Source organism: Erwinia sp. AC075, from assembly GCF_979253995.1.
Map to the genome: position 1 here is coordinate 4,696,095 of NZ_CEEDEU010000001.1, position 22,576 is coordinate 4,718,670.

General features: G+C 59.1%; 19 protein-coding genes. 7 read left to right on the top strand and 12 right to left on the bottom strand.

The window, feature by feature from the left end:
* Nucleotides 1–104 precede the first annotated feature (104 nt).
* The 8 genes from AC0IXH_RS21835 to AC0IXH_RS21870 form a co-directional block, all read right to left on the bottom strand.
* Entirely contained in the window at nt 105–1,607 is a 1,503-nt protein-coding gene (locus tag AC0IXH_RS21835; protein ID WP_072134917.1) for a sugar porter family MFS transporter, read from the bottom strand.
* 234 nt (nt 1,608–1,841) lie between these two features.
* Nucleotides 1,842–4,439 (bottom strand): pyrroloquinoline quinone biosynthesis protein PqqF, encoded by a 2,598-nt coding sequence (gene pqqF / locus AC0IXH_RS21840; RefSeq protein ID WP_471721001.1) that lies wholly within the window; start codon nt 4,437–4,439, stop codon nt 1,842–1,844.
* Complete coding sequence (gene pqqE, locus AC0IXH_RS21845; protein ID WP_471721002.1) at nt 4,439–5,578, bottom strand: pyrroloquinoline quinone biosynthesis protein PqqE; 1,140 nt, start codon at nt 5,576–5,578, stop codon at nt 4,439–4,441. The genes pqqF and pqqE overlap by 1 nt, the downstream gene beginning before the upstream one ends.
* Nucleotides 5,565–5,849: a pyrroloquinoline quinone biosynthesis peptide chaperone PqqD gene (pqqD, locus tag AC0IXH_RS21850; RefSeq protein ID WP_013203789.1), complete on the bottom strand. Its 285-nt coding sequence runs from the start codon at nt 5,847–5,849 to the stop codon at nt 5,565–5,567. The genes pqqE and pqqD overlap by 14 nt, the downstream gene beginning before the upstream one ends.
* The gene (gene pqqC, locus AC0IXH_RS21855) at nt 5,849–6,616 is read right to left on the bottom strand and encodes a pyrroloquinoline-quinone synthase PqqC (RefSeq protein ID WP_013203788.1); all 768 of its coding nucleotides are present in this window, start codon (nt 6,614–6,616) and stop codon (nt 5,849–5,851) included. Before pqqC ends, pqqD begins: the two co-directional genes overlap by 1 nt.
* Before the next feature lie 10 nt (nt 6,617–6,626).
* Complete coding sequence (pqqB, locus tag AC0IXH_RS21860) at nt 6,627–7,538, bottom strand: pyrroloquinoline quinone biosynthesis protein PqqB (RefSeq protein ID WP_053144730.1); 912 nt, start codon at nt 7,536–7,538, stop codon at nt 6,627–6,629.
* 55 nt (nt 7,539–7,593) lie between these two features.
* Nucleotides 7,594–7,665 (bottom strand): pyrroloquinoline quinone precursor peptide PqqA, encoded by a 72-nt coding sequence (pqqA, locus tag AC0IXH_RS21865; RefSeq protein WP_071822147.1) that lies wholly within the window; start codon nt 7,663–7,665, stop codon nt 7,594–7,596.
* A 183-nt stretch (nt 7,666–7,848) separates the two neighbouring features.
* Nucleotides 7,849–8,889, bottom strand: a complete 1,041-nt coding sequence (locus AC0IXH_RS21870; protein WP_471721003.1) for a dipeptidase — start codon at nt 8,887–8,889, stop codon at nt 7,849–7,851.
* Nucleotides 8,890–9,064: 175 nt separating this feature from the next.
* On the opposite strand from AC0IXH_RS21870, the gene yghX reads away from it, so the two are divergent.
* Entirely contained in the window at nt 9,065–9,952 is an 888-nt protein-coding gene (gene yghX, locus AC0IXH_RS21875; protein WP_013203785.1) for a YghX family hydrolase, read from the top strand.
* 16 nt (nt 9,953–9,968) lie between these two features.
* Here the strand turns inward: yghX and AC0IXH_RS21880 are convergent, their stop codons facing one another.
* Nucleotides 9,969–10,937 carry an AraC family transcriptional regulator gene (locus AC0IXH_RS21880; protein ID WP_206403690.1) on the bottom strand — a complete coding sequence of 323 codons (969 nt, stop codon included), beginning with the start codon at nt 10,935–10,937 and terminating at the stop codon, nt 9,969–9,971.
* Nucleotides 10,938–11,050: 113 nt separating this feature from the next.
* Between AC0IXH_RS21880 and AC0IXH_RS21885 the strand changes: the two genes are divergently transcribed.
* Complete coding sequence (locus AC0IXH_RS21885; RefSeq protein ID WP_471721004.1) at nt 11,051–12,247, top strand: MFS transporter; 1,197 nt, start codon at nt 11,051–11,053, stop codon at nt 12,245–12,247.
* Between the two features lie 40 nt (nt 12,248–12,287).
* Here the strand turns inward: AC0IXH_RS21885 and AC0IXH_RS21890 are convergent, their stop codons facing one another.
* Together AC0IXH_RS21890 and AC0IXH_RS21895 are read right to left on the bottom strand one after the other, a co-directional pair.
* Nucleotides 12,288–13,502 carry an MFS transporter gene (locus AC0IXH_RS21890; protein ID WP_071290346.1) on the bottom strand — a complete coding sequence of 405 codons (1,215 nt, stop codon included), beginning with the start codon at nt 13,500–13,502 and terminating at the stop codon, nt 12,288–12,290.
* Nucleotides 13,503–13,715: 213 nt separating this feature from the next.
* The gene (locus tag AC0IXH_RS21895; protein WP_013203781.1) at nt 13,716–13,997 is read right to left on the bottom strand and encodes an Rdx family protein; all 282 of its coding nucleotides are present in this window, start codon (nt 13,995–13,997) and stop codon (nt 13,716–13,718) included.
* 263 nt (nt 13,998–14,260) lie between these two features.
* Here AC0IXH_RS21895 and AC0IXH_RS21900 point away from each other — a divergent pair, with 263 nt between their 5' ends.
* The 5 genes from AC0IXH_RS21900 to AC0IXH_RS21920 are packed head-to-tail and all read left to right on the top strand — an operon-like array spanning nt 14,261 to nt 20,337.
* Nucleotides 14,261–16,660 (top strand): TonB-dependent receptor domain-containing protein, encoded by a 2,400-nt coding sequence (locus AC0IXH_RS21900; protein WP_471721005.1) that lies wholly within the window; start codon nt 14,261–14,263, stop codon nt 16,658–16,660.
* A 57-nt stretch (nt 16,661–16,717) separates the two neighbouring features.
* Nucleotides 16,718–17,752, top strand: a complete 1,035-nt coding sequence (locus tag AC0IXH_RS21905) for a hemin-degrading factor (protein ID WP_013203779.1) — start codon at nt 16,718–16,720, stop codon at nt 17,750–17,752.
* Nucleotides 17,749–18,567, top strand: coding sequence for a heme/hemin ABC transporter substrate-binding protein (locus AC0IXH_RS21910; protein ID WP_471721006.1), 819 nt, complete (start codon nt 17,749–17,751; stop codon nt 18,565–18,567). The genes AC0IXH_RS21905 and AC0IXH_RS21910 overlap by 4 nt, the downstream gene beginning before the upstream one ends.
* Before the next feature lie 32 nt (nt 18,568–18,599).
* A complete protein-coding gene (locus AC0IXH_RS21915; RefSeq protein WP_404828670.1) occupies nt 18,600–19,565 on the top strand; it encodes a FecCD family ABC transporter permease in 966 nt (321 codons plus the stop codon).
* Entirely contained in the window at nt 19,558–20,337 is a 780-nt protein-coding gene (locus AC0IXH_RS21920; protein WP_346567125.1) for a heme ABC transporter ATP-binding protein, read from the top strand. The genes AC0IXH_RS21915 and AC0IXH_RS21920 overlap by 8 nt, the downstream gene beginning before the upstream one ends.
* A gap of 37 nt (nt 20,338–20,374) precedes the next feature.
* Here the strand turns inward: AC0IXH_RS21920 and AC0IXH_RS21925 are convergent, their stop codons facing one another.
* Nucleotides 20,375–22,528 (bottom strand): putative bifunctional diguanylate cyclase/phosphodiesterase, encoded by a 2,154-nt coding sequence (locus AC0IXH_RS21925; RefSeq protein ID WP_471721007.1) that lies wholly within the window; start codon nt 22,526–22,528, stop codon nt 20,375–20,377.
* Between the last annotated feature and the right edge of the window lie 48 nt (nt 22,529–22,576).

A 22,576-nucleotide genomic window follows, 5' to 3' on the forward strand; every position in this document is an offset into this window, starting at 1 on the left:
GCACTCTGTAGGGAAGATAAGCCTGGTAAAAGGGTTATCGGTACAAAGTGAGTTAACTTTAAGCAGCCCCTGATGCGGATTCAGGGGCTGACGGGAAGGGACTGTTATTGCTGGGAAACGGCCTTCTGCTGCTGACGACCACGCGGGTAGAAGTGTCCTTCTTTCAGCGAGGTTTCGATCGCCTCCAGCGAGCGGCCTTTGGTTTCCGGCATCATAAAGAAGATAAACAGGAAGCCAATCAGGTTAAGCAACGCGTAGAACCACATGGCGCCACCGATGCCGAGGATATTCACTGTGGTCAGCGCGGTGGCAGTCAGCAGCAGGTTCGATCCCCACAGCATCGCCGCGTGCAGGCTGCTGGCTTTTTCACGGATCCCCAGCGGATAGACTTCTGAACCGATCAACCAGCCGATCACCTGGATGCCGCCGGCGTTAAAGATCATAAAGCCAAACAGGCAGATGACGATCAGCCAGCTATGATGGCTGACCCCGCCCGCCATGCGGAACACCGCACCCAGCAGGACCAGGCTGATAATGGCGCCGGGCATCATCCACAGGGTCAGGGTACGGCGGCCAACGTGGTCAACGATCAGCTTGCCGATCACCGTCATGATCAGATAAATCGCCGCAATACCCAGCGCGGAATGCAGCGCGGCATCGCGGCTAAATCCGGCGTTGGTCAGCAGGGTTGGCGTGTAGTAGATCATCATTTCGATGCCGGAAAGCTGGGTGAATGCGGCGATCCCCAAACCGACGATAAGCGCCGGACGCAGCCACGGCTGCTTCAGCTCTTTCCAGCCTCCCTGAGATTTACGATCCACCTTGTCATGCACACGCTGAATGGCGCGGATCTCGCGGCGCACTTCAGATTCTGTTTCCCGCACGGTATCCAGTGCAATATGCGCTTCTTTCAGCCGCTTTTTGCTGACCAACCAGCGCGGGCTTTCCGGCAGACGGATCATGCCCAGCAGCAGGATCACTGCCGGGATTGCCGCCACGGAAAACATGGTGCGCCAGGTCCAGATATCCTGCAGGAAGGTGCCGACCAGTGCCGCAGTCAGGATGCCGAGGCCGATGGAGATATTGAAGAAGGTCACCAGGCGGCCACGTTTATCCGCCGGGGCCAGTTCAGCGATATAAACTGGCACAATCTGCGAGGCACCGCCCACCGCGAAGCCCAACACCAGGCGCGATACGCCCAGCCAGGTGGGGCTGGGTGACATGCCGGACGCCAGCACGCCTACCGCAAAGATGCCGGCGACGATCATCACCGTATAGCGGCGGCCTAAAACGCTGGAGAGTTTGCCGCAGGTCAGGGCACCAATTACCGCACCGACCAGAATGGCGCTGGTCACTAATTCCTGCGCATGCGGTGACAGGGCGAAATCGGCGCTTATTTGCAGTAAGGCACCGGAAATAATGCCGGTGTCATAGCCATAGAGAAAACCGGCGATAGCGGAGATCATGGTTGCTGTTAATAAAAAGGCCTCAGCGCTTAAGAAGCTGGTTATTTCGCTGGTGGAACTCTCGGAGGTCTTTTCATTATCAGCGTTTACTGACAGGACGGGATCCTGATAATTTTCTTCGGGTTTTTTTTGTAATGGCATAAGTATCCTTGCTCTTTAAGTGATTATAAATCAGTAGGGTAGCGAGGAAGGGGGCACCATTTTTTTTGCTATCTGCGTCTCTTTTATCAAAGACTGTTTATAGCTATAACATGGCAAAAACGTGATGTCACTCACAAAACGGAAAACAGAATATTATCCTGCAATAAGCGATATCTTATTTTCACGGAGTTAAGGTGGGATAATTGAATCTATTTGTTGCCAGTGTTGACACTATTATTTGGCGTTATTTAGCCAGAATCCGCGCTGAATTTCTGTAGCAAACGCGCGGTAATACTGTTGAATTTTTTCCATTGAAAGGGTGGCGAAAATACCCGCCGTTAGCGGCGGTAAATTCAGTTGCTGCTGCTGCCAGCTATCGAGCACCTGAGTATGCGACTGCGGGGCGCTGGCGGGCAGGGCATCACTCAGCATGGTGGATTTCTCCCGCAGCTCATCGTCAGTGATTGTGTCGATAACCTCGGCCATATCCGCAATAAAATCGACGATATGCTGCGTAAGCTGTTGCTGGCTTAAGGTCGGGGATTGCAGGACAAACAGTATCCCGGCCACGCCAGCAGACTGATAGAAACGGCAGCTCACGACATAGCCGATATTCAGCTCGACACGCAGCTTCTGGAAGAAACGGGGTTCAAACAGCCCCGCCAGCCATTGCCAGGCAGCGAGGCACTGCGCGCTGTTTACTGCCAGCGGACAGAACAGCAATAACGCCGCCTCGTTACTCTCTGTTGGGAAGGAAAAGGGCGGGCGTTGAGGCATAAGGCCCGGCATGAGCCCGCCATCTGGGCACGGCGTGACCCGCCTGCCATCAGGGCACGGCATGACCAGCCCGCCAGGCCAGCGAGACAGAAGCTGTGACAGCGCCAGCTGCAGATCGTTATCGCCACCGTACAGCGTTGCCTGCCAGGGCGTACCGCTCAATCCCTCCGTGGCCGCCTGCCACGGCGTGGCACTTAACCGGTCCACTGCATCCTGCGGTTGAGACGAGCCGCTCAGCACCTCCGTTGATGTCAGCGGCTCAGACTTGGAGCCGTTCAGCACCTCCGGCAGCCGTCCCAGCAGCACGCGGATGGCAATCTCCGCACGCTCTGAACGCAGCGCTTTACGGTACAGCCGGTCGCCTTGCGCGGTAACCGCAGCCGATGGAGAACTCAGCGCCTCAATTATCGCTGCCACGCGATTCTGCATCAGGCTGGCACTGCCGCTAAGTTGGATCAGCCAGATGCCCTGGCGTTGCGTCAGGCTTAGCTCGCCGCCATGGTGCTGGCAAAGGCCGATAACCGGTTGCAGCGCGGCTTCAAGCGTCGCCGCATCCCGGCGGGAAAATGGCTGACCGGCCTGCGGATTCAGCAACAGCAACGGCTCGCAGTCGGCGTTAACCCGTTGCAGCGCAGCCGTTTCAACCGGCAGTGCAGGCAGGCTGAGCGACTGGCCGGGCGCATAAAAGGCCATCCGCGGGGCGTCGCACGACGCTTCAGGCCAGCTGAGTTCGCCGCTGTCCAGCGTGAATCCCTGCACCGTTTTACGACTGACTTCCACCCCAGGCGTCACCCATAGCCGGGTGAGGGATGCCGGTTGCATCGCCGCGCGTAAGGCCCGCCAGCCTTCCAGCAGGTTTAAAGATGGCTCAGCAGGCGCAAAACCGAAGGCACGCGCGCGCAGCCGATCGAGGCCGGAAAGCTGCTCGAAATACCGCTGGGCCAGCCTGGCATAATGCGCCAGCGCGTCATGACTCAGGCTGGCCGACTGGCGTAGCCACTGATTGAATACCGCTTCAACCCTCGCCGGACTGGCCGACTCGCACAGTTCGAACTGCACTGAAATCAGCGACTGCTGCGGGCTGCGATAGGGCTCCAGCAACGAAACGCCATCGCACAGGCTGAGTTCGCTGAGCGTCGCCAGCAGGCTGCCTGCCGCTTTATCGGTTAACAGCTGGCTGAACAGCGCCAGCATCTGCCGCTCGGCAGCCGGGATGACAACGCTTAACTGCAGGCGATGGGCTGAGGGCAGGCGTAAAGCATAATGGCGCGCGGCAGTGAGCGTCAGGGGGGAAAGCGGTTCAGGCTGCTGAGGCGCAGAAATCTGCTCAGCATCCTGACGCCTGGCGGCGGGTGGTTGCGCCAAACCGCTGCGGCCGTTATCGCCGTCAGCAAGTGCTGCGAACGCGGCCGCAACCTGCTCCGCCAGCTGCCCCAGCGCGTCCAGCGACTGCGGCCCGTGCAGCCACAGTTGCAGATTGGGCGCGTGAAAAAATCGCTGATGATAGTCGCGCAGCGCCTGCTGCAGCGCGCCAATATCCTCGCCAAAGGCCGACCGATTGCCGACATGGAAATCATGCAGGCGATGCGGCGCAGCCACCGCCTGGCTCAGGGCGACCTCACACAGGCTGTCGCTATGGCGGGTCAGCATCTGGAACTCGGCGTCGATCACCGTCGCTTCCTGAGCAATCGATTCGAGGCTTAACAACGGCCTGGCGAGCATATCCACCAGCCGCCGCAACCCCGCGTCGAAGCGCGCACTGGCAATATCAAAAAACCAGGCGGTGTGATGTGCAAGGGTGGTGGCATTTAAGCGGGCACCGTTCGCCGGTCCCCAGGCCATCAGCCGGTTTTCATCCCGGTAATTTTCGCTGCCGGCAAACAGTACGTGTTCCAGCAGATGCGCCAGTCCGGGCCACTGTTCAGGGGCCTGATGGCTGCCGGCGGAGAGTTGGAGCAGAGCAGCGGCCCGGCTGGCCGACGGATCGTGGATCAGCGCGATCCGCAAACCGTTGGCTAAGGTGCGATGTTGTTCGCCGGGCGCTGCCTGACTCATCAGGCCTCAGTCTTGAAGATCAGCTGAGAGTTGGTGCGGTTACGGAACTGCAGATGGCTGATCTGCATATTGGTGCAGTTCGCCTGCTCGCGCGCTTCGAGGATCTTGCCGTGATGCGGCGATTTCGAGCACACCGGATCGGTATTGTCGGCGTTGCCGGTCAGCATAAAGGCCTGACAGCGGCAGCCGCCGAAATCCTTCTCTTTTTCAGAGCAGGAGCGGCACGGTTCCGGCATCCAGTCAAACCCACGGTATTTGTTAAAGCCGAACGAGTCGTACCAGATTTCCTGCAGCGTGTTTTCCAGCACCGACGGGAATTCCACCGGCAGCTGGCGCGCGCTGTGGCACGGCAGCGCCATCCCTTCCGGCGTGACGCTTAAGAAGATCGCTCCCCAGCCGCCCATGCAGCCTTTCGGCCGCTCTTCGTAGTAATCCGGGGTGACGAACAGCAGGTTGGCGAGGTTGCCGCTGGCGGTCATCTTCTCGCGGTACTGATGCACCAACGCTTCGGCGTTGGCGATCTGCTCACGGGTTGGCAGCAGGCCTTCACGGTTGAGCTGTGCCCAGCCGTAGAACTGACAGGTTGCCAGCTCGACGTCGTCCGCTTCCAGCTCGATGCACAGTTCAATAATGCGATCGATCTGATCGATATTGTGGCGATGCAGCACAAAGTTCAGCACCATCGGATAGCCGTGCGCCTTCACCGCTTTGGCCATCGCCAGCTTGGTCTGGAAGGCTTTTTGCGATCCGGCCAGCGCGGCGTTCAGCGTTTCGTCGCTGGCCTGGAAACTGATCTGGATATGATCCAGCCCGGCTTCGGCAAACGCATCGATCTTTTTCTCGGTCAGGCCGATGCCGGAGGTGATCAGGTTGGTGTAAAAACCGAGATCCCTTGCGGCGCGGATCAGCTCAGGCAGATCCTTGCGCACCAGCGGCTCGCCGCCGGAGAAGCCCAGCTGAACGGCACCCATCTGGCGGGCCTGCTTAAACACCTCAATCCATTGTTCGGTGGTCAGCTCTTTATCCTGCTGAGCAAAGTCCAGCGGGTTGGAGCAGTAAGGACACTGCAGCGGGCAGCGGTAGGTCAGCTCAGCCAGCAACCAGAGCGGCGGATTGACCGAAGGTTTAAGCGGGTTCACGGAAAATTATCCACTTTTGTTCGTAAGCCTGACCAAAGAACTCTTTGACGTCGTCGTCCACGCCACCGGCATCCGGAAACTGCGCGTTCAGTTCAGCGATCAGGGCAGCCACAGAGCGTACGCCATCCACCAGTTGCAGAATGGCGGTCGCGCTCTCATTCAGTTTTGCCATGCCTTCCGGGTAAAGGATCACATGGCAGTCCTGCGCCTGTTCCCACTGCAGGCGATAGCCACGGCGAAAGGCGGGGATCTGCTGTTCGGTGATGAGCATTACAGTAATCTCTCTTTGTGCCAGGCCATTTTATCGGTCACGGTGTGGTAAGGCGGGCGATGCAGCGTATAGGCCATGGTCATCGCATCCAGCATGCTCCAGAGGATATCCAGCTTGAACTGCAGGATCTCCAGCATACGTTCCTGCTTCTCAACGGTGGTGCAATATTCCAGCGCCAGCTGTAAGCCATGCTCAACGTCGCGGTTGGCCTGGCTTAAACGGCCGCGGAAATAGCCGTAGCCTTCGGCTTCAATCCACTGATAGTGCTGCGGCCAGCTGTCGAGGCGCGACTGGTGGATTTGCGGCGCAAACAGCTCTGTCAGCGAGCTACAGGCCGCTTCCTGCCAGACGGCACGGCGGGCAAAGCTGACGTAAGCATCAACGGCGAAACGCACGCCCGGCAGCACCATCCGCTCGGAGAGCAGCACGTCGCGGTCCAGCCCGACCGCTTCACCCAAACGCAGCCAGGCTTCAATACCGCCTTCGCTGGCGTCGTGACCATCGTGATCCAGAATACGCTGCACCCACTTGCGGCGGGTTTTCGGATCCGGGCAGTTAGCCATGATCGCCGCATCCTTCAACGGAATGCTGGTCTGGTAATAAAAGCGGTTGGCGACCCAGCCCTGGATCTGCTCACGCGTGGCCTGACCGTTATGCATCGCAATATGGTACGGGTGATGGATATGGTAATACGCGCCTTTGTCGCGCAGCGCCTGTTCAAAGGCTTCAGGCGTCATCGGTTGGGCCGGGAAATTATCGGGTTTCATCTGCGTCTCGCTAAACCTCAATCACCATACCGTCCCAGCTGACTTCAATGCCCAGCGACGTCAGCATCTGACGTTCCGCGGACTCTTCATCGAGGATCGGGTTGGTGTTGTTGATATGAATAAGAATTTTACGTTCTGCCGGCAGTGAGGCCAGCAGCGCAATCAGCCCCTGTTCCTCTGCCAGCGCCAGGTGCCCCATATCCTTGCCGGTATTGCGGCCGACGCCGGTGTTAGCCAGCTCATTGTCCTGCCACAGCGTGCCGTCAATCAGCAGGCAGTCGGCTTTGTGCAGCCAGCCCAATAGCTCGCTGTCCGGTTCACCCAGGCCGGGCGCGTACATCAGCGTCTTACCGGTGCGGGTGTCTTCAATAAACAGCGCGATATTGTGGCCAGGCAGAGGCTTACCGCGATACGCCGAATAGGGCGGTGCGTTGCTCAACAGCGGGATCGCCGTAAATTTTAGCGCCGGACAGACCGCCACCGAGAAGGCTTCACCCGGCGTAATGCCGTGATGGATCAGCCCGCCGTTCCAGTGGGTCAGCATGGTGAACACCGGGAAGCCGGTGGTCAGATCGTCATGCACTTCCGGCGTACACCATACCTGATGCGGGCAGCCTTCGCGCAGGCTCAACAGCCCGGCAGTATGATCGATCTGGCTGTCGGTCAGAATAATCGAACCGATAGCGGTGCCGCGCAGCACCTCTTTTTTACTCAGCGCAGGCGTGGCCGCCAGCTGATGAGCAATGTCTGGCGAGGCGTTGCACAGCACAAAATTGATGCCATCGTCACTGAGGGCAATGGAGGATTGCGTACGGGCTGAGGTTTTCAGGGTGCCATTACGCACGCCCTGACAGTTCCTGCAGTTGCAGTTCCACTGAGGGAAGCCACCACCCGCCGCAGAACCGAGAACGTTAATCTGCATGTGTAGACCAGCTAAAGAAGAGAAGATGCCCACAGCAGGCTGTGGGCATAAAGGATTAACGGTTGGAGATGTACAGCGTCACTTCCAGACCTAAGCGCAAATCAACAAATTTAGGTTTAGTCCACATGGTGGGATCCTCACGGTGTTTATGAAAAATACAGGACTCTGCTCGTTAAGTTCGGCAGGTAATACGCTTGTTGTCAAATATCGAAAGATTTGGCGCGCAAATGTTGCGCCTAAGCTTTTGCGATATCAACCCTGTAAGCAGCAGGGATATTGAGAGAACAGTCACCAGAACGTTCCAGGTGGTTCATTCTCCCCATGTTTTCCGTAAAACAGCTAACCAGTTGCGCCAGCTAATTTTTTCGATCAATTGTTGCGAATAGCCCGCAGCGCGCATGGCGTCGACCAGACGCGGCAGTCCGGCCGCATCTTTCAGCGTCTCCGGTACGCTGATGCCGTCGAAATCCGATCCCAGACCCACGCGATCCTCACCCAGCACCGCCATCAGCCCTTCAAGGTGCCGCAGGATGTCGCCGAGCGGCGTGTCGCTGTCGCGTTTGCCGTCGCTGCGCAGGAAGGCATTGCCGAAATTCACGCCGACAAAGCCGTCGCTTTCGGCAATCGCCTGCAGCTGGCTGTCGGTCAGATTGCGCGGCTGCGGGCAAAGGGCGTGCACGTTAGAATGGGTGGCGACCAGCGGCGCGCTGCTGTGTTTGGCGGTCTGCCAGAAGGCTTTCTCATTCATGTGCGACAGGTCGATCAGCAGCTTTTTCTGGTTGCAGGTGCGTAACAGCGCCAGGCCCAGCGGCGTCAGCCCGTCGCCGGTATCGGGGGAGCCAGGGAAACTGCCGGTGACGCCGACACCAAACCGGTTCGCCAGATTCCATAACGGCCCGATGCTGCGCAGACCGGCATCAATCCAGCGATCCAACTGGCTGAGCTGGTCATCCAGCGCCCCGGCACCTTCAATATGCAGCACCATCGCCAGCACGCCCTGTTCAATACAGCGCTGGATCTCGCCCGCCGTGCGGCAAATTTTTGACCGACCAGCGGACTCCGCTTCAATCCTGTGCAGCAGCGCAATCTGCGCCTCGGTGATGGCTAACGGATCGTGCACGGCCTCGCTGTAAGCCTGATTGCTTTGCTGCACAAACTCGACCGGCGGGATAAATACCGCAAACAGGCCACCGGCGAATCCGCCCTGAACGATACGCGCCATATCCAGATGACCGGGCAAGGTGCCGTGCAAAAACTGCGTCACCGGATCCTGCTCCGCAGGCATCCACAGGCGCAATAGCAAATCGTTGTGGCCGTCAAATATCGGCGTCAGGGAAGCAGTTTCAGTCATGGCAGGGCTCAATGGCGTGATGAAAAGGGGTAAACAGCTGACGATCATACGCAGTTTAGCGCCCGCTGCGTCGTTAAAAAGTGCTCTCCGGGCCGTGAGGCTTGACGAAGTGGGCAATGTGCCTGACTGTTACTGAGCATCATTTCCCCTTCTCTGGCGTGTAAGGAGCATTGATATGTCCCGTTTAACCGCGAAAGATTTCTCCCCCGAACTCCTCGAAATTTATGACTACTACGTTCACGGCAAAATAAATAAGCGCGAATTTCTGTCGCTGGCGGGCAAGTTTGCGGTGGGCGGCCTGACGGCGGCGACGCTGCTGACCTCGCTCAGCCCTAACTATGCGCTGGCCGAACAGGTTGAATTTACCGATCCGGATATTCTGCCGGAATACATTCACTATCCTTCGCCCAATGGCAATAAAACCGTGCGCGGCTATCTGGTGCGTCCGGCGAAGGCCAGCGGCAAGCTGCCGGCGGTGGTGGTGGTGCATGAGAACCGGGGACTGAATCCGTATATCGAAGACGTGGCGCGCCGGCTGGCAAAAGCCGGCTTTATCGCGCTGGCACCGGATGGGCTGAGCGTGTTGGGTGGCTATCCTGGAAACGATGAGAAAGGGCGGGAGATGCAGGCGCAGATCGATCCGACCAAATTAATGAACGATTTCTTTGCCGCCATCGAATTTATGATGCAGGACCCGCGCACCACCGGCAAGGTCGGCATCACCGGCTTCTGTTACGGCGGTGGCGTGGCCAATGCCGCTGCGGTGGCCTATCCCGAGCTGGCTGCGGCGGTGCCGTTCTATGGCCGTCAGCCGGATGCCAAAGATGTCCCGCGCATCAAGGCCCCGTTGCTGATCCATTACGCCGGGCTGGATACGCGCATCAACGAAGGCTGGCCGGCCTACGAGGCCGCACTGAAGGCCAGTAACAAGGTGTATGAAGCACACATTTACCCGGAGGTGAATCACGGCTTCCACAATGACTCTACACCGCGCTACGACAAGAAAGCCGCCGATCTGGCCTGGGAAAGAACCCTCGGCTGGTTTAATAAGTATCTGGCGTAACGCTAAAAAAAGGTATTCAGGCGGCGCCCTGCGTCAGCCGTTGCGTTTCCTCGGTGCGAAGCGCGCCGGGGGTTTTGCCAACGGTGCGCTTAAAGGCCCGGCTGAAGGCGGCCAGCGAGCCGTATCCCAGACGCCAGGCCACCGTTTCAATCGCTTCGCCATCGCGGCCGATCCATTGCACGGCCAGCTGCATACGTAATTCGGTCAGATAGCGCACCGGCGTCATGCCGGTCACCGCAAGGAAGCGCTCGGCAAACACCGAGCGGGAGCTGCCCATCTCGGACGCCAGCTGCGCCACCGTCCAGTTTTTGCCCGGCTCGCGATGCAGCGCCACCAGCGCCTTACCCAGACGCGGATCGCGCAGCGCTTCAAGCCAGCCGCCGGCCTGTCCGCATCCCGATTCCACCCAACCGCGCACGATAAACGACGCCACCACGTCCGCCAGCCGGGACAGGATCCCCGCGTAACCCGCTCTGCGGCTCAGCGATTCGCGCTCCATCGCATCGAGCATCGGCTGAACTTCCGGGTATTTGTGGATCAGCGTATCGGCCAGCAGCACTTCCGGCATCGCGCTGATGAGCATCTGCATGCCGCCCAGATCGAACTCCATGCTGCCGCTGAAAATCAGCACCGACGCGGCTTCCGGCACCTCGGACGGGCAGGCCTTCACGCAGCGAACGTTGCCGCACACCGGCGTCGATTCAAACGACCGCACGTCTTTGCACGGCACATCCGGCGAGGAGAGCAGCATATGATCGGTGCCCTGCGGCAGCAGCAGCGCATCGCCGGTATTCAGGGTATACAGATTGCCGCCCTGGGTTTTCAGCATCACTGGACCGCGGCTGACAAAGTGAAACTGTGCCTGACCTGGCGCATTAATAAAGCCCACGCCGAACGGCGCCGCCAGCTCAATCCGCTTGTACTGCACGCCCATCAGGCGCATTCCCAGCAGCAGCTCGCTGGCAAGATCGTGGGTTTCTGTGATCACGGTGGCTATCCTTCCGGACGGAGAATCAATAAATACGGATTTAACATCATAGACCATCCGGCGGCAGCCCACTACTCTGTACACTCACTTCTTCTTACGGAAAGCATGCGATGAACACACTCAAACAGGCCGGCATGGCAGAGGAAAAGCCCCAGTGGGGCGCGGTATTTTCGATGGCGCTTGGCGTGTTTGGACTGGTGACGGCAGAATTTCTGCCCGCCAGCCTGCTGACGCCAATGGCCGCCAGTCTTGGCGTAACGGAAGGCGTAACCGGGCAGGCGGTGACCATTACCGCGGTGTTCGCGCTGCTGACCAGCTTTTTCAGCGCCTCAGCTACCCGTAATCTGGATCGCCGCTGGGTGATGCTGATGTTCTCGGTGATGCTGATCGTCTCCAATCTGCTGGTGGCCTTTTCACCGAACCTGGGCTTTATCCTCGCCGGCCGCGTGCTGCTGGGGATTGCCATCGGTGGCTTCTGGACGCTGGCGGCGGCGACCACCATGCGGCTGGTGCCGGAAGCGATGATCCCGCGCGCGCTGTCGATCGTCTTTAGCGGCGTGTCGGTTGCCACTATCGTTGCCGCGCCGATGGGCAGCTACTTTGGTCATCTGATTGGCTGGCGAAACGTGTTTGTCGCCGCCTCGGTGATTGGTTTGCTGGCGCTGGCCTGGCAGGTTGCCGCGCTGCCGAAAATGCCGTCGACGCAGGTGGGCAAAAGCAGTTCAATGTTTGCGTTGATCCGCCGTCCCGGCATGCAGACCGCGTTGCTGGCGATCATTCTGGTGTTCTCTGGCCACTTCGCCTTCTTCACCTATTTGCGTCCGTTCCTCGAAAGCGTCACCGGCGTGGGCGTCAACGGGCTGTCGGTGATCCTGCTGGGCTTTGGCGTGGCGAACTTCGCCGGGACGCTGATTGCCGGCATCCTGCTGGAGCGTAACCTGCACCGCACGCTGATCGGTATGCCGCTGGCGATGAGCCTGCTCGGTGTTGGTCTGGTGGTGATGGGATCGGCTCCGCTGGTGGATGCGGTGCTGGTGGCGCTGTGGGGCATGGCGTTTGGTGCCGTGCCGGTGGGCTGGTCCACCTGGATCACCAGGACCATGCCGGATGAGGCAGAAAGCGGCGGCGGTCTGCTGGTGGCGTCTATTCAGTTAGCGATTACCATCGGTGCGGCGGCAGGCGGCGTGATCTTCAATATTACCGGGGCGAAAGGGGTATTTATGGGCAGCGCCATGGCGTTACTGATTGCCACGCTGACGATTTATGCCGCATTGCGAACCAAACCGGTTGTGGCGGAGAAAGCGTAAACAGTGAATGGCCAGGCAGGGCGCCTGGCCATTAGCAACATCAGATCAAATCGGTCGATCCCACGCCGGTATTTTTACGGTCAGCCACTTCTTTCAGCAGCGCCACCATAAAGATCATCATGCCCAGTACTGGCAGGATGGCCCCGTAGGTGGCGGTCTGCGTCATCGGATAACCCTGCTGCACCACATACGCTCCCAGGAACGCACCCAGCGCGTTGGCGATGTTAAACGCCGAATGGTTCAGCGTGGCGGCCAGCGTTTGCGCTTTGCCCGCCACCTGCATCAGACGCACCTGCAACGGTGCGCACAGGGCGAGGTTAGTGCCGACCAGGAACGCGCCAAGCATCAGGCCGGTAATGGTGCCAATCAGCAGTGGGAAGATGGTCAGCACCACCACGCTCCACGCGAGGATGCTGAAGATCGACAGCATGATTTTGCCGTCAGCCATACGGCCACCCGCCAGATTGCCAATCACCATGCCCAGACCAAATGCGAACAGCACAAACGGCAGCCAGAAGGTGGAGAGGTGCGCCGCCATGGTCAGGATCGGGGTGATATAGCTGATCACCGCAAACATGCCGCCAAAGCCAATCGCCGCAATCCCCAGCGTTAACCACAGGCGCAGGTTCGCCAGGCCACGGATCTCTTTCAACGGCGAGCTCTGCTCACGCTCTTTCTGCACCGGGAACAGCTTGTAGATCAGCAGCGCATCAATCACGGTCAGCACCGAGACGCAGGCAAATGCCCAGCGCCAGTCGAGATGTTCGCCGAGCATGGTCGCCGCCGGGTTACCCAGCAACGACGCCAGCGTCAGGCCCAACATCACTCTGCCCACCGCCTGTCCACGGCGATTCTCTTCGACCAGTGACGCCGCAGCCAGCGCGGCTACACCGAGAAAGGCACCGTGCGGCAGCCCGCTCAGGAAGCGGGAAATCACCAGCATATGCGCATTGCTGGCCAGCATGCTGCTGAGGTTGCCGACCAAAAACAGCGAGATAAAAATCATCAGCTGATGTTTACGGCACAAACGGGCGGTGCTGAGGGAGAACAGCGGTGCGCCAACCACCACGCCAAGCGCGTAGTAGCTGATAAATTTGCTGCCTTCCGCCAGGCTGACGTTCATCGCGCTGGAAACCTGCGGCAGCAGTCCCATAATCACGAACTCACTCAGGCCGATGGCAAAGGCGCCCAACGCAAGGGAAAAGAGCAGCGGGCCGACGCCACGCACGGGTGTAGCTGAATCTAATGTATCCATAGAAAAGGGTGCACTTAATTAACGATGAGAAGTTACTCCAGCCACAGGCGGGAGCGCAGGTCTTCAGGCAGGGCAGGTAAGTGAGGGGTGTTTCTTGTTATCGGGCCTGTTCCGGCCCTTGTGTCATCTTTCTGCCAGCAAGGGCAGCGATGCGGCGCTAAGTTTAGCGTGAAGCCGCCGGATGACACAAGGATGATGCCGCCCGCGCAGGGGTTATTTCGTGTCGATATGTCCCAGTTCCCGCTCCGGGAAGCAGAAGTTCCGCACGCGCTGCTTCAACTCTTTGGCTTCCGGGAAGCCGCCGTCGGTTTTACGGTCCCAGATAATGTGCTCGTCAATCAAGATCTGATAAATGCCGCCGGTGCCGGGCACCAGGCTGACCGAGGCTAAATCGGTGCTGAACGTATGCAGTAATTCTTGCGCCATCCAGCCGGCACGCAGCAGCCAGTTGCACTGCGAGCAGTAGTGAATGGTGATGGCAGGAGCGGTTTTCATCGCGATGTCCTTCTCTAAAAACAGGCGCTCATCTTCCGGCGTTGGTTGCTGCACTGTCAAGTGGGTGTTGCTGACGCTTTTTTAACATTGTGAATTAATTGTGGAGGTTGTTGATATAGAGAATCGATCTCATTATCATTCGCGTTTGACAGTCGTCATGGAATGACCTACATAGCGCCGGATGCGTATGGAGTTTTCGCAATCTTGTTGGATTGCGGCCGCAATGTATGAGTCGATACTAATAAAGAATAAAGGCTTACTAAATGCGCAAATCTTTCAATTCTCAGGGGTTTATCCAGAAGTCCGTGCTGTTCGGCACGCTGGTTACCACCGGTTTTAGCATCGCTGCTGAAACACGCACCACCGCACCACTTCCTGAAGCCAGCCATTCTGGCACGCCACTGGCGATCTCCGGCAAGAAAAGCCAGTCGGAAGCCGTCATGACGGTGACCGCGCCCGAGCCGGAAAAACAGGCGGGCAGCAAAACCACCATTACCGCCGCAGAAATGCAGCAAAAGGGCACCAACGACTTTGGCTCGGTGATGCGCTATGAGCCGTTAATCAGCGCCACCGGCGTCAGCGGCGGATCGTCCGCTGGCAAAAGCGGCTTCGACCGCAGCGGCTATACCGGCTACAACATCCGTGGTCTGGAAAGTAACCGTGTTGGACTGGACGTGGACGGCATTCCGCAGCCGGATGCCACCGGCCGCAGCTACGTCAGCCGCGCCGGATTAAACACCTTCGGCATTGGCCGTGACTATCTCGACCCGTATATGTACGGCCAGGTGGACATTGAATCCGGTGCGACCTCAACGGCGACGGCCAACACCGCCATTGGCGGCGCGGTCTCCTTCCAGCCGAAATCCGCCGACGATTACCTGTCGCCGTACAAATCGACCTACTTTGGTTATCAGTCTGATTACGACTCGGCCAACCGCAGCTGGCATAACGGCATTACCGCCGCAGCCGGCGACGAAACGCTGCGTGGCGTGTTTGTTTACAGCCGCCGTGACGGCCAGCAAACCCGCAATAACAGCGGCACCATCGATGCCTATCCGGCCAACTGGCACTCCAACGCGCTGATGACCTCGGCGATCTGGCAGCCCAATGACGAGCACAAGCTGACCGGCACCGTCGATTATTACGACAAGACCAACCACACCCATTACGACACCTGGAACTCGGCGGGCAGCAGCATTCTCGGCACCTCGCAACAGCAGAGTAATACCCGCCGCTGGGGCGTCAGCCTGAAGGATGAGTGGACGCCAGCCAATGCGTTTATCGATTCCCTCAGCAACAAAGTCTATTACCAGCAGACCCAGGCGCACGACAATACCCTGATGCCCATCAGCACCAGCAGCCAGGAGCGCGTCTACTCAAACTATGACGTCGATACCTACGGCTTCGAAACGCAGCTGAGCAAGGCGCTGGGTCGCCATGAACTGAGCGCCGGCCTGAACGGCCGTGTCACCGAGACGAAACGTCCGTTCCGGGAAGATCCGGCCCCAAGCGTCTATTCGGCGATCATGCAGCCGGAGTCCGACAGCCGCAGCTATGCGCTGGGTGCCTTTGTGCAGGATGCAATCCAGTTCGATCTGGACGGTCACGGCTTCTCAATCGTGCCGGGCGTGCGGGTGGCGCATCAGACCACCAAGCCACAAAACCTCTCCAGCCTGACCACCGGCAGCACCGTGCTGGACGAGTCCGAGCTGAACACCCTGTATGGCAAAGAGAACTCGGACACCCAGGTTCTGCCGTCGCTGAGCTTCAACTACGACATCACGCCGTCACTGATGACCTATGTGCAGTACAAGCGTGGCGCGCAGTTCCCTAACGCCAGCCAGCTGTACGGCTCGTGGAACCTCGGTTCAAACTATGCCGGTCCGGCGCAGTATGCGTTGATTGGTAACAGCGATCTGAAAACCGAAACCAGTAACAACCTGGAATGGGGCATGAAGGGGCAGGTGGTGGATGGCGTCACGCTGAAAACCGCGGTGTTCTACAACACCTACGAAAACTTCATTGCCTACACGCGTTATACCCGCGCCGGCAGCCCGGCCCGCTTTACCAACGTGCCGTCCAATATCTACACTGTTTACCAGGCAGAAAACCGCGATAAGGCGTATATCTATGGCGGTGAAGTGACCACCAAAGTGAACTTTGGCACCTGGTTTGAAGAGGTAAACGGCCTGAGCGCCACCTTCGCACTGGGTTACAGCGAAGGTAAATCGAAGTCCAGCTACTCCGGCGACAGCTACGTCGATCTGGACAGCGTCGCGCCGATGAAAGCCATTGTTGGCGTGGCCTGGGACGATCCGGCCAAACGCTACGGTGCCGCAGTGACCGCCACCTTTGTGAAAGGGAAGCAGGCCACCGCCACCAACCGTGAAAGCTACACCAACGCGGCAGGCAGCACCTTAACCGATTCCAGTGAAGAATATATGCGCGTACCGGGTTACGGTATGGTGGATATGACCGCTTACTGGCAGGCGACGAAAAACGTCAAGGTCAGCGGCGGGATCTATAACCTGACCGACCGTAAATACTGGGATTACCTCAGCAGCCGCGAGCTGACCAACACCACCAACCAGGATGCGTATGACAACGCGCTGGCGGTGATGCCTGGCCGTACCTTCCAGCTGGGTGTGAACGTCGACTTCTGATTACCCTGTTTTATTACCCATTGCCCTGCACCGCGTGCAGGGCGTCAAGGAGAGCAAATGGAACTGAATACCCTCTATCAGCGTTATCAGTCGTTAAAAGCTGAACACCCGAAAAAGTATGCCCGCGACCTGGCGGATCTGATGAACATCAGTGAAGCGGAGCTGACCCAGGCCAGAACGCTGAACGATGCGGTGGCGCTGCGTCCTGACTTCACCGCGCTGCTGCCGGCGCTGGAAGCGGTGGGCGAAACCCAGTCGATCACCCGTAACGCTTACGCGGTACATGAGCAGGTGGGACGTTATGAAAACCTGCATCTGGGCGGCCATGCCGGACTGATCCTCAACCCGCGCGCGCTCGATCAGCGCCTGTTCCCGTCCCAGTGGAAGAGTGCTTTTTCGCTGGTGGAGAAAACGGAACGTGGCGAGCGTCACAGCATCCAGATTTTTGATGCACACGGCGATGCAGTACTGAAAATTTACACCACGGCGGCCACCGACAAGGCGGCGTGGGATGCGCTGATTGCCGCATTCACCCTGGCTGAAACCCCGGCGCTGACTCTGACGCCAGCCGTGCCTGTCCAGACCAACCAGCCCGATGCGGCGGTGATCGAGCAGGAATGGCGTGCGATGACCGACGTGCATCAGTTCTTCGGTTTACTGAAGCGCCACAATATCTCCCGTCAGCAGGCGTTCCGCTCGGTGGCCAGCGATCTGGCGCTGAAAGTCGATAACGGTACGCTGAACGCGCTGCTGAAACTGGCGCAGCAAGACGGCAACGAAATCATGATTTTCATCGGCAACCGTGGCTGCGTGCAGATCTTTACCGGCGCGGTTGAGAAGCTGGTGCCGATGGACAACTGGATCAATATCTTCAACCCAACCTTCACCCTGCACCTGATGGAAAACACCATCAGCGAAAGCTGGATCACCCGCAAGCCGACCGCTGACGGCTTTGTCACCAGCCTGGAACTGTTTGCCGCTGACGGCACGCAGATTGCCCAGCTGTACGGACAGCGCAGCGAAGGTCAGCCGGAACAACGCCGCTGGCGTGAACAGCTGGCTGAGTTGACCGGTGCAGGAGAAGCGGCATGAAACTGTGGCTGATTGCGCTGTTGGCGCTGCCTTTTTCACTGCTGGCCGAAGAGCGGGTAGTGTCGATTGGTGGCGACGTTACGGAGATCATCTATGCGCTGGATGCGCAGCAAAATCTGGTCGCCCGTGATACCACCAGTCTGCAACCGGCCGTGGCGACCAAACTGCCGAATGTGGGTTACATGCGCCAGCTGAATGCCGAAGGGATTCTGGCGATGAAGCCCACGCTGGTGATCGCCAGCGAACTGTCCAAACCCTCTCTTGCGCTGCAGCAGGTTGAGCAGGCCGGCGTCAAGGTTATTACCGTCACCGGCAAGCCTGAACTGAGCGCTATCCACAGCAAAATTGCTACCATCGCCGCCGCGCTGCACCGCGAAGAACAGGGCAAACTGCTGGAGGAGAAGCTGGATAAACAGCTGGCTGGCATTTCGGACAAACCGCTGCCGGTGAAGGTGCTGTATATCCTTAACCACAGCGGAATGAAAGCGATGGGCGCAGGCAGCGGCACCTCGGCCGATGGCGCGATCCGTGGCGCCGGGCTGCAAAATGCGTTGGGCAATATTCCGCATTATCAGCCGCTGACCCAGGAAGGGATTGTGGCCAGTGCGCCGCAGCTGATTGTGATTGGCGCGGACGGCCTGAAGGGCATGGGCGGCGAAGAGAATTTGTGGAAGCTGCCAGGTCTGGCGCTGACCCCGGCCGGTAAGCAGCAAAATGTGCTGGTGGTTGATGAAATGGCGCTGCTGGGCTTTGGCCTGCAAACGCCAGGCGCGATTGCCAAACTGCGTAAAGCGGCGGAAGCCCTCGCGCAATGAACGGACAGCATATTCAGCGACGCTTAGTGCTGATGGTGGTGCTGATGGTGGCCATCGTGGTGTTTGCCGCCAACATTGGCGCGATGCGCCTGTCATTACCGATGGTCTGGCAGTCAACCCGCGACAGCATGGTCTGGCAAATCTGGTGGAACATCCGTTTGCCGCGCGTGTTGCTGGCGGTACTGGTCGGTTCGGCGCTGGCGTTATCCGGCGGCGTGATGCAGGGACTGTTTCGCAATCCGCTGGCCGATCCGGGGCTGTTGGGCATCAGCAGTGGTGCCGCGCTGATGGTGGCAATTTCGGTGGTGATCCCACTGAGCCTGCCCGCGATGTTAGCGCTGTGGTGGCCAATGCTGGCGGCCTTTACCGGCAGCCTGGCGGTCACGGTGGTGATTTTTACCCTCAGCCGTTCTGGCAGCGGTACCCTTTCACGGCTGTTGCTGGTGGGCATTGCTATTAATGCCGTCTGCGGCGCGGCCGTGGGCGTCCTCTCGTGGATCAGCAACGATCAGCAGCTGCGCCAGCTCTCCTTATGGGGAATGGGCTCGCTGGGGCAGGCGCAGTGGTCCACGGTTATCGCCAGCGCGGTGATTATCCTGCCCGCCATGGTCGCCACCCAGTGGCAGGCCCGGCGGCTGAACCTGCTGCAGCTGGGCGATGAAGAGGCGCATTATCTGGGCGTGGACGTCAAGCACACCCAGCGCATTTTGCTGGTGCTGAGCGCGCTGATGGTGGCCGCTTCGGTGGCGGTGAGCGGGGTGATTGGCTTTGTCGGGCTGGTGGTGCCGCATCTGATGCGCATGTGCATTGGCAGCGATCACCGCTGGCTGTTGCCGGGTGCCGGTCTGGCCGGGGCGATCCTGATGCTGATTGCCGATACGCTGGCGAGAACGGTGGTCGCACCGGCGGAAATGCCGGTGGGGTTGCTGACCAGTCTGCTGGGTGCGCCGTGGTTTTTATGGTTGATTCTGCGCCGCCAGGAGGGCCGTTATGACTAAGCTGCTGGAAGGGAGAAACCTCAGCTGGCGCGTTGGTCAGCGGCTGCTGATTGATGATGTCTCGCTGAGTTTGCGCGCCGGCGAAATGGTGTCGCTGATCGGGCCAAACGGTGCCGGGAAATCGACGCTGCTGCGCTTACTGACCGGCTATCTGCAACCGGCGGCGGGCGATTGCCTGCTGGAAGGCAAACCGCTCGGCAGTTGGTCGCGCGAGCATCTGTCGCAGACCCGCGCGGTGATGCGTCAGCAAAGCCACGTCGAGTTTCCTCTGCCGGTGAGGGACGTGGTGGCGATGGGCCGTTCGCCGTGGCCGGGCCAGCGCACCAAAGCGGTGGTGGACGAGGTGATGGCCTTAACCGGCAGCGATACCCTTGCCGACCGCGACTATCGCCATCTGTCCGGCGGCGAGCAGCAGCGTGTTCAGCTGGCGCGCGCGCTGGCGCAGCTCTGGCACGATGATGGGCCGCGTGGCTGGTTGTTTCTGGATGAGCCGACCTCGGCGCTGGATTTGTATCATCAGCAACACGCGTTGCGCCTGTTGCATCAGCTCACCCGCAAAGGTCAGCTGACGGTGTGCTGCGTGCTGCACGATCTGAATCTGGCGGCGTTGTGGTCTGACAGTATGCTGTTGTTGCATCAGGGCAGGTTGGTGGCAGAAGGCACGCCCGCTGAGGTGATGACCGAAGCCACCTTAACCCGCTGGTATCAGGCCGATCTGCATGTTCATCACCACAGTCAGGATGCGGTGCCGCAAATCGTCCTGCGCCGTTAATGTTACTGCCTTGTTGAGGCTAATCTTGCCGCTCCGGTTACACCGCCTCGGCGGCAAACAGCACGTCTGCGGGTTGCGGGCGGCTGAGCAGGAAGCCTTGCAGCTTATCGCAACCTGCGGCGGCCAGCGCCAGCCGCTGCTCCTCGGTTTCCACCCCTTCCGCCGTCACCGACAGGCCCAGCGAGTGGCCAAGCTTAATCACCGACGAGACGATGGTGTTGGCCTGCGCCTGAATCCCCAGCAACTGGGTAAAGCAGCGGTCAATTTTGAGGGTATCCACCGGGAACTGCGTCAGGTAACTCAGGCTGGAGTAGCCGGTGCCGAAGTCATCCAGCGCAATGCTAAAGCCCGCCGCGCGCAGCGTCTGAATGGTATGCAGCGCCTGCTGCTTATCTTCCAGCATCACGCCTTCGGTCACTTCCAGCTCAATCTGCCTTGGGTTAACGTCATGCTGCTGCACAATCTCATTCACGCGGGCAATAAAATCACCGGCGAGGAATTGCAGCGGCGACACGTTGATCGACATCTTCAGATGCGGGCAGGTTTTCGCCCGCTTCACCGCCTGTTGCAGCACCCAGTCGCCCAGCGGAATGATCAGCCCGGTCTCTTCGGCGATGGGAATAAAATCGGCAGGGGAAACCGGCCCTAACGTCGGATGCTGCCAGCGTAGCAGCGCCTCAATGCCGAGCATTTTTGTGCCGCTGATATCCATAATCGGCTGATACCACAGCGCCAGCCCGCAGGTGTTTTCCAGCGCCAGCCGCAACTCTTCTGCCAGTTGCTGACGCTTAATCAGCGCGTCGTCCAGCGCCGGTACAAACATATGGTAGCGCCCGCGTCCTTCGGCCTTGGCCGCATATAACGCGATATCCGCCTTGCGCATCAGCTCCTGGCGTTGCGTACCATGCTGCGGCGCCAGCGCAATGCCGATGCTGACCCCCACCCACAGGCGATTGCCCTGCAAGGTGACCGGCGTGGTCAGGCAGGCAATAATCTGCTGACACAGCGCGGTGATCTGCCGATCGTCCTGCAGGTGATTGACCACCACCACAAACTCATCGCCGCCCAACCTGCCCACGGCATCTTCCGGCCTTAACAGCGCCGACAGCCGCTGACCAATTTCCACAATCAAATCGTCGCCGGTGTGATGGCCGTAGGTGTCGTTAATCATCTTAAAGCGGTCGAGATCCAGCAGCAGCAGGCCAATATTTTCTCCCTCTGCGGACAGGTTGCTCAATCGCTGCGTCAGCTGTTGTTCCATCGCCGCGCGGTTGGGCAAGCCGGTCAGCACGTCGTGCAGCGCCAGCTGTTGCGCCTGCGCTTCGCTGGCTTCCAGCTTCTGCATTGATTCGGAAAGCTTCAGCGACGAGGTCCACAGCCGGCGCGTCATCTTGATGCACATCAGCGTAATCGCCAGCATCGCCAGCAACACCAGCGGTCCGGTCACCATCAGCATCTGGCTGCCGGGCCGCATCGGTTGCCAGGAGACGTAGCTGACCGGGATATTCAGATGGGATTGCAGCAGGAAACCGGCGCTGTTAACACTGTCTGGCGAGCTGGGCGTAAAGCGGAAGGCGTTCACCACGCCACGGTGTTGCAGGAAGTCGACAAAGTTATAATGCAGATAGCGCAGGAAAATCAGCTTGTTGCCGCCGCTGCCCGGCACCTCGCCTAAGGCAACTTCGGCCACCCGTCCGTTGACCCGAATAAAGTCGCCGGTAAACGCCGGGGAAGCGGTGCGGGAAAGACGTTGCAGGCTGTCGAGCCACGGCAGCAGTGAGTTTCTGACGTCGAGGTAACGCTCGCTGGTCACCCGTTCGCCTTTGAGCCACACCGACTGAGGACGGTTTTGCGCATCCAACAGGTACACTTCGTCATCACCGGCCAGGGTATTCAGCCAGTGTCCGAAGGGATTGCTCACTGCCGGCGCGGCATTCAACTGCTGCAGCAACGCAGGCCAGCCCAACAGGCTTTGATGCTGTTGCAGATATTCAGCCAGATGCTGAGCAAAAATATTGCTGATGACCTGCTGCTGTTTTTCCAACGCCTTGGTATTGCTGATGGTGGTGACCCACCAGGCGGTAAATCCACAGGCAAGGAAGGTGAACAGCACCACCAGAATCATTGGCGTGACGACATGACGGATAAAGTGGCGTCGCAGCCCGTTTAACAGGCTAAGTTCGTTAGTCATTTACTTTCCAGCAAAACCGATTCAGTCGCCATTAAACGCTGGCCTCAC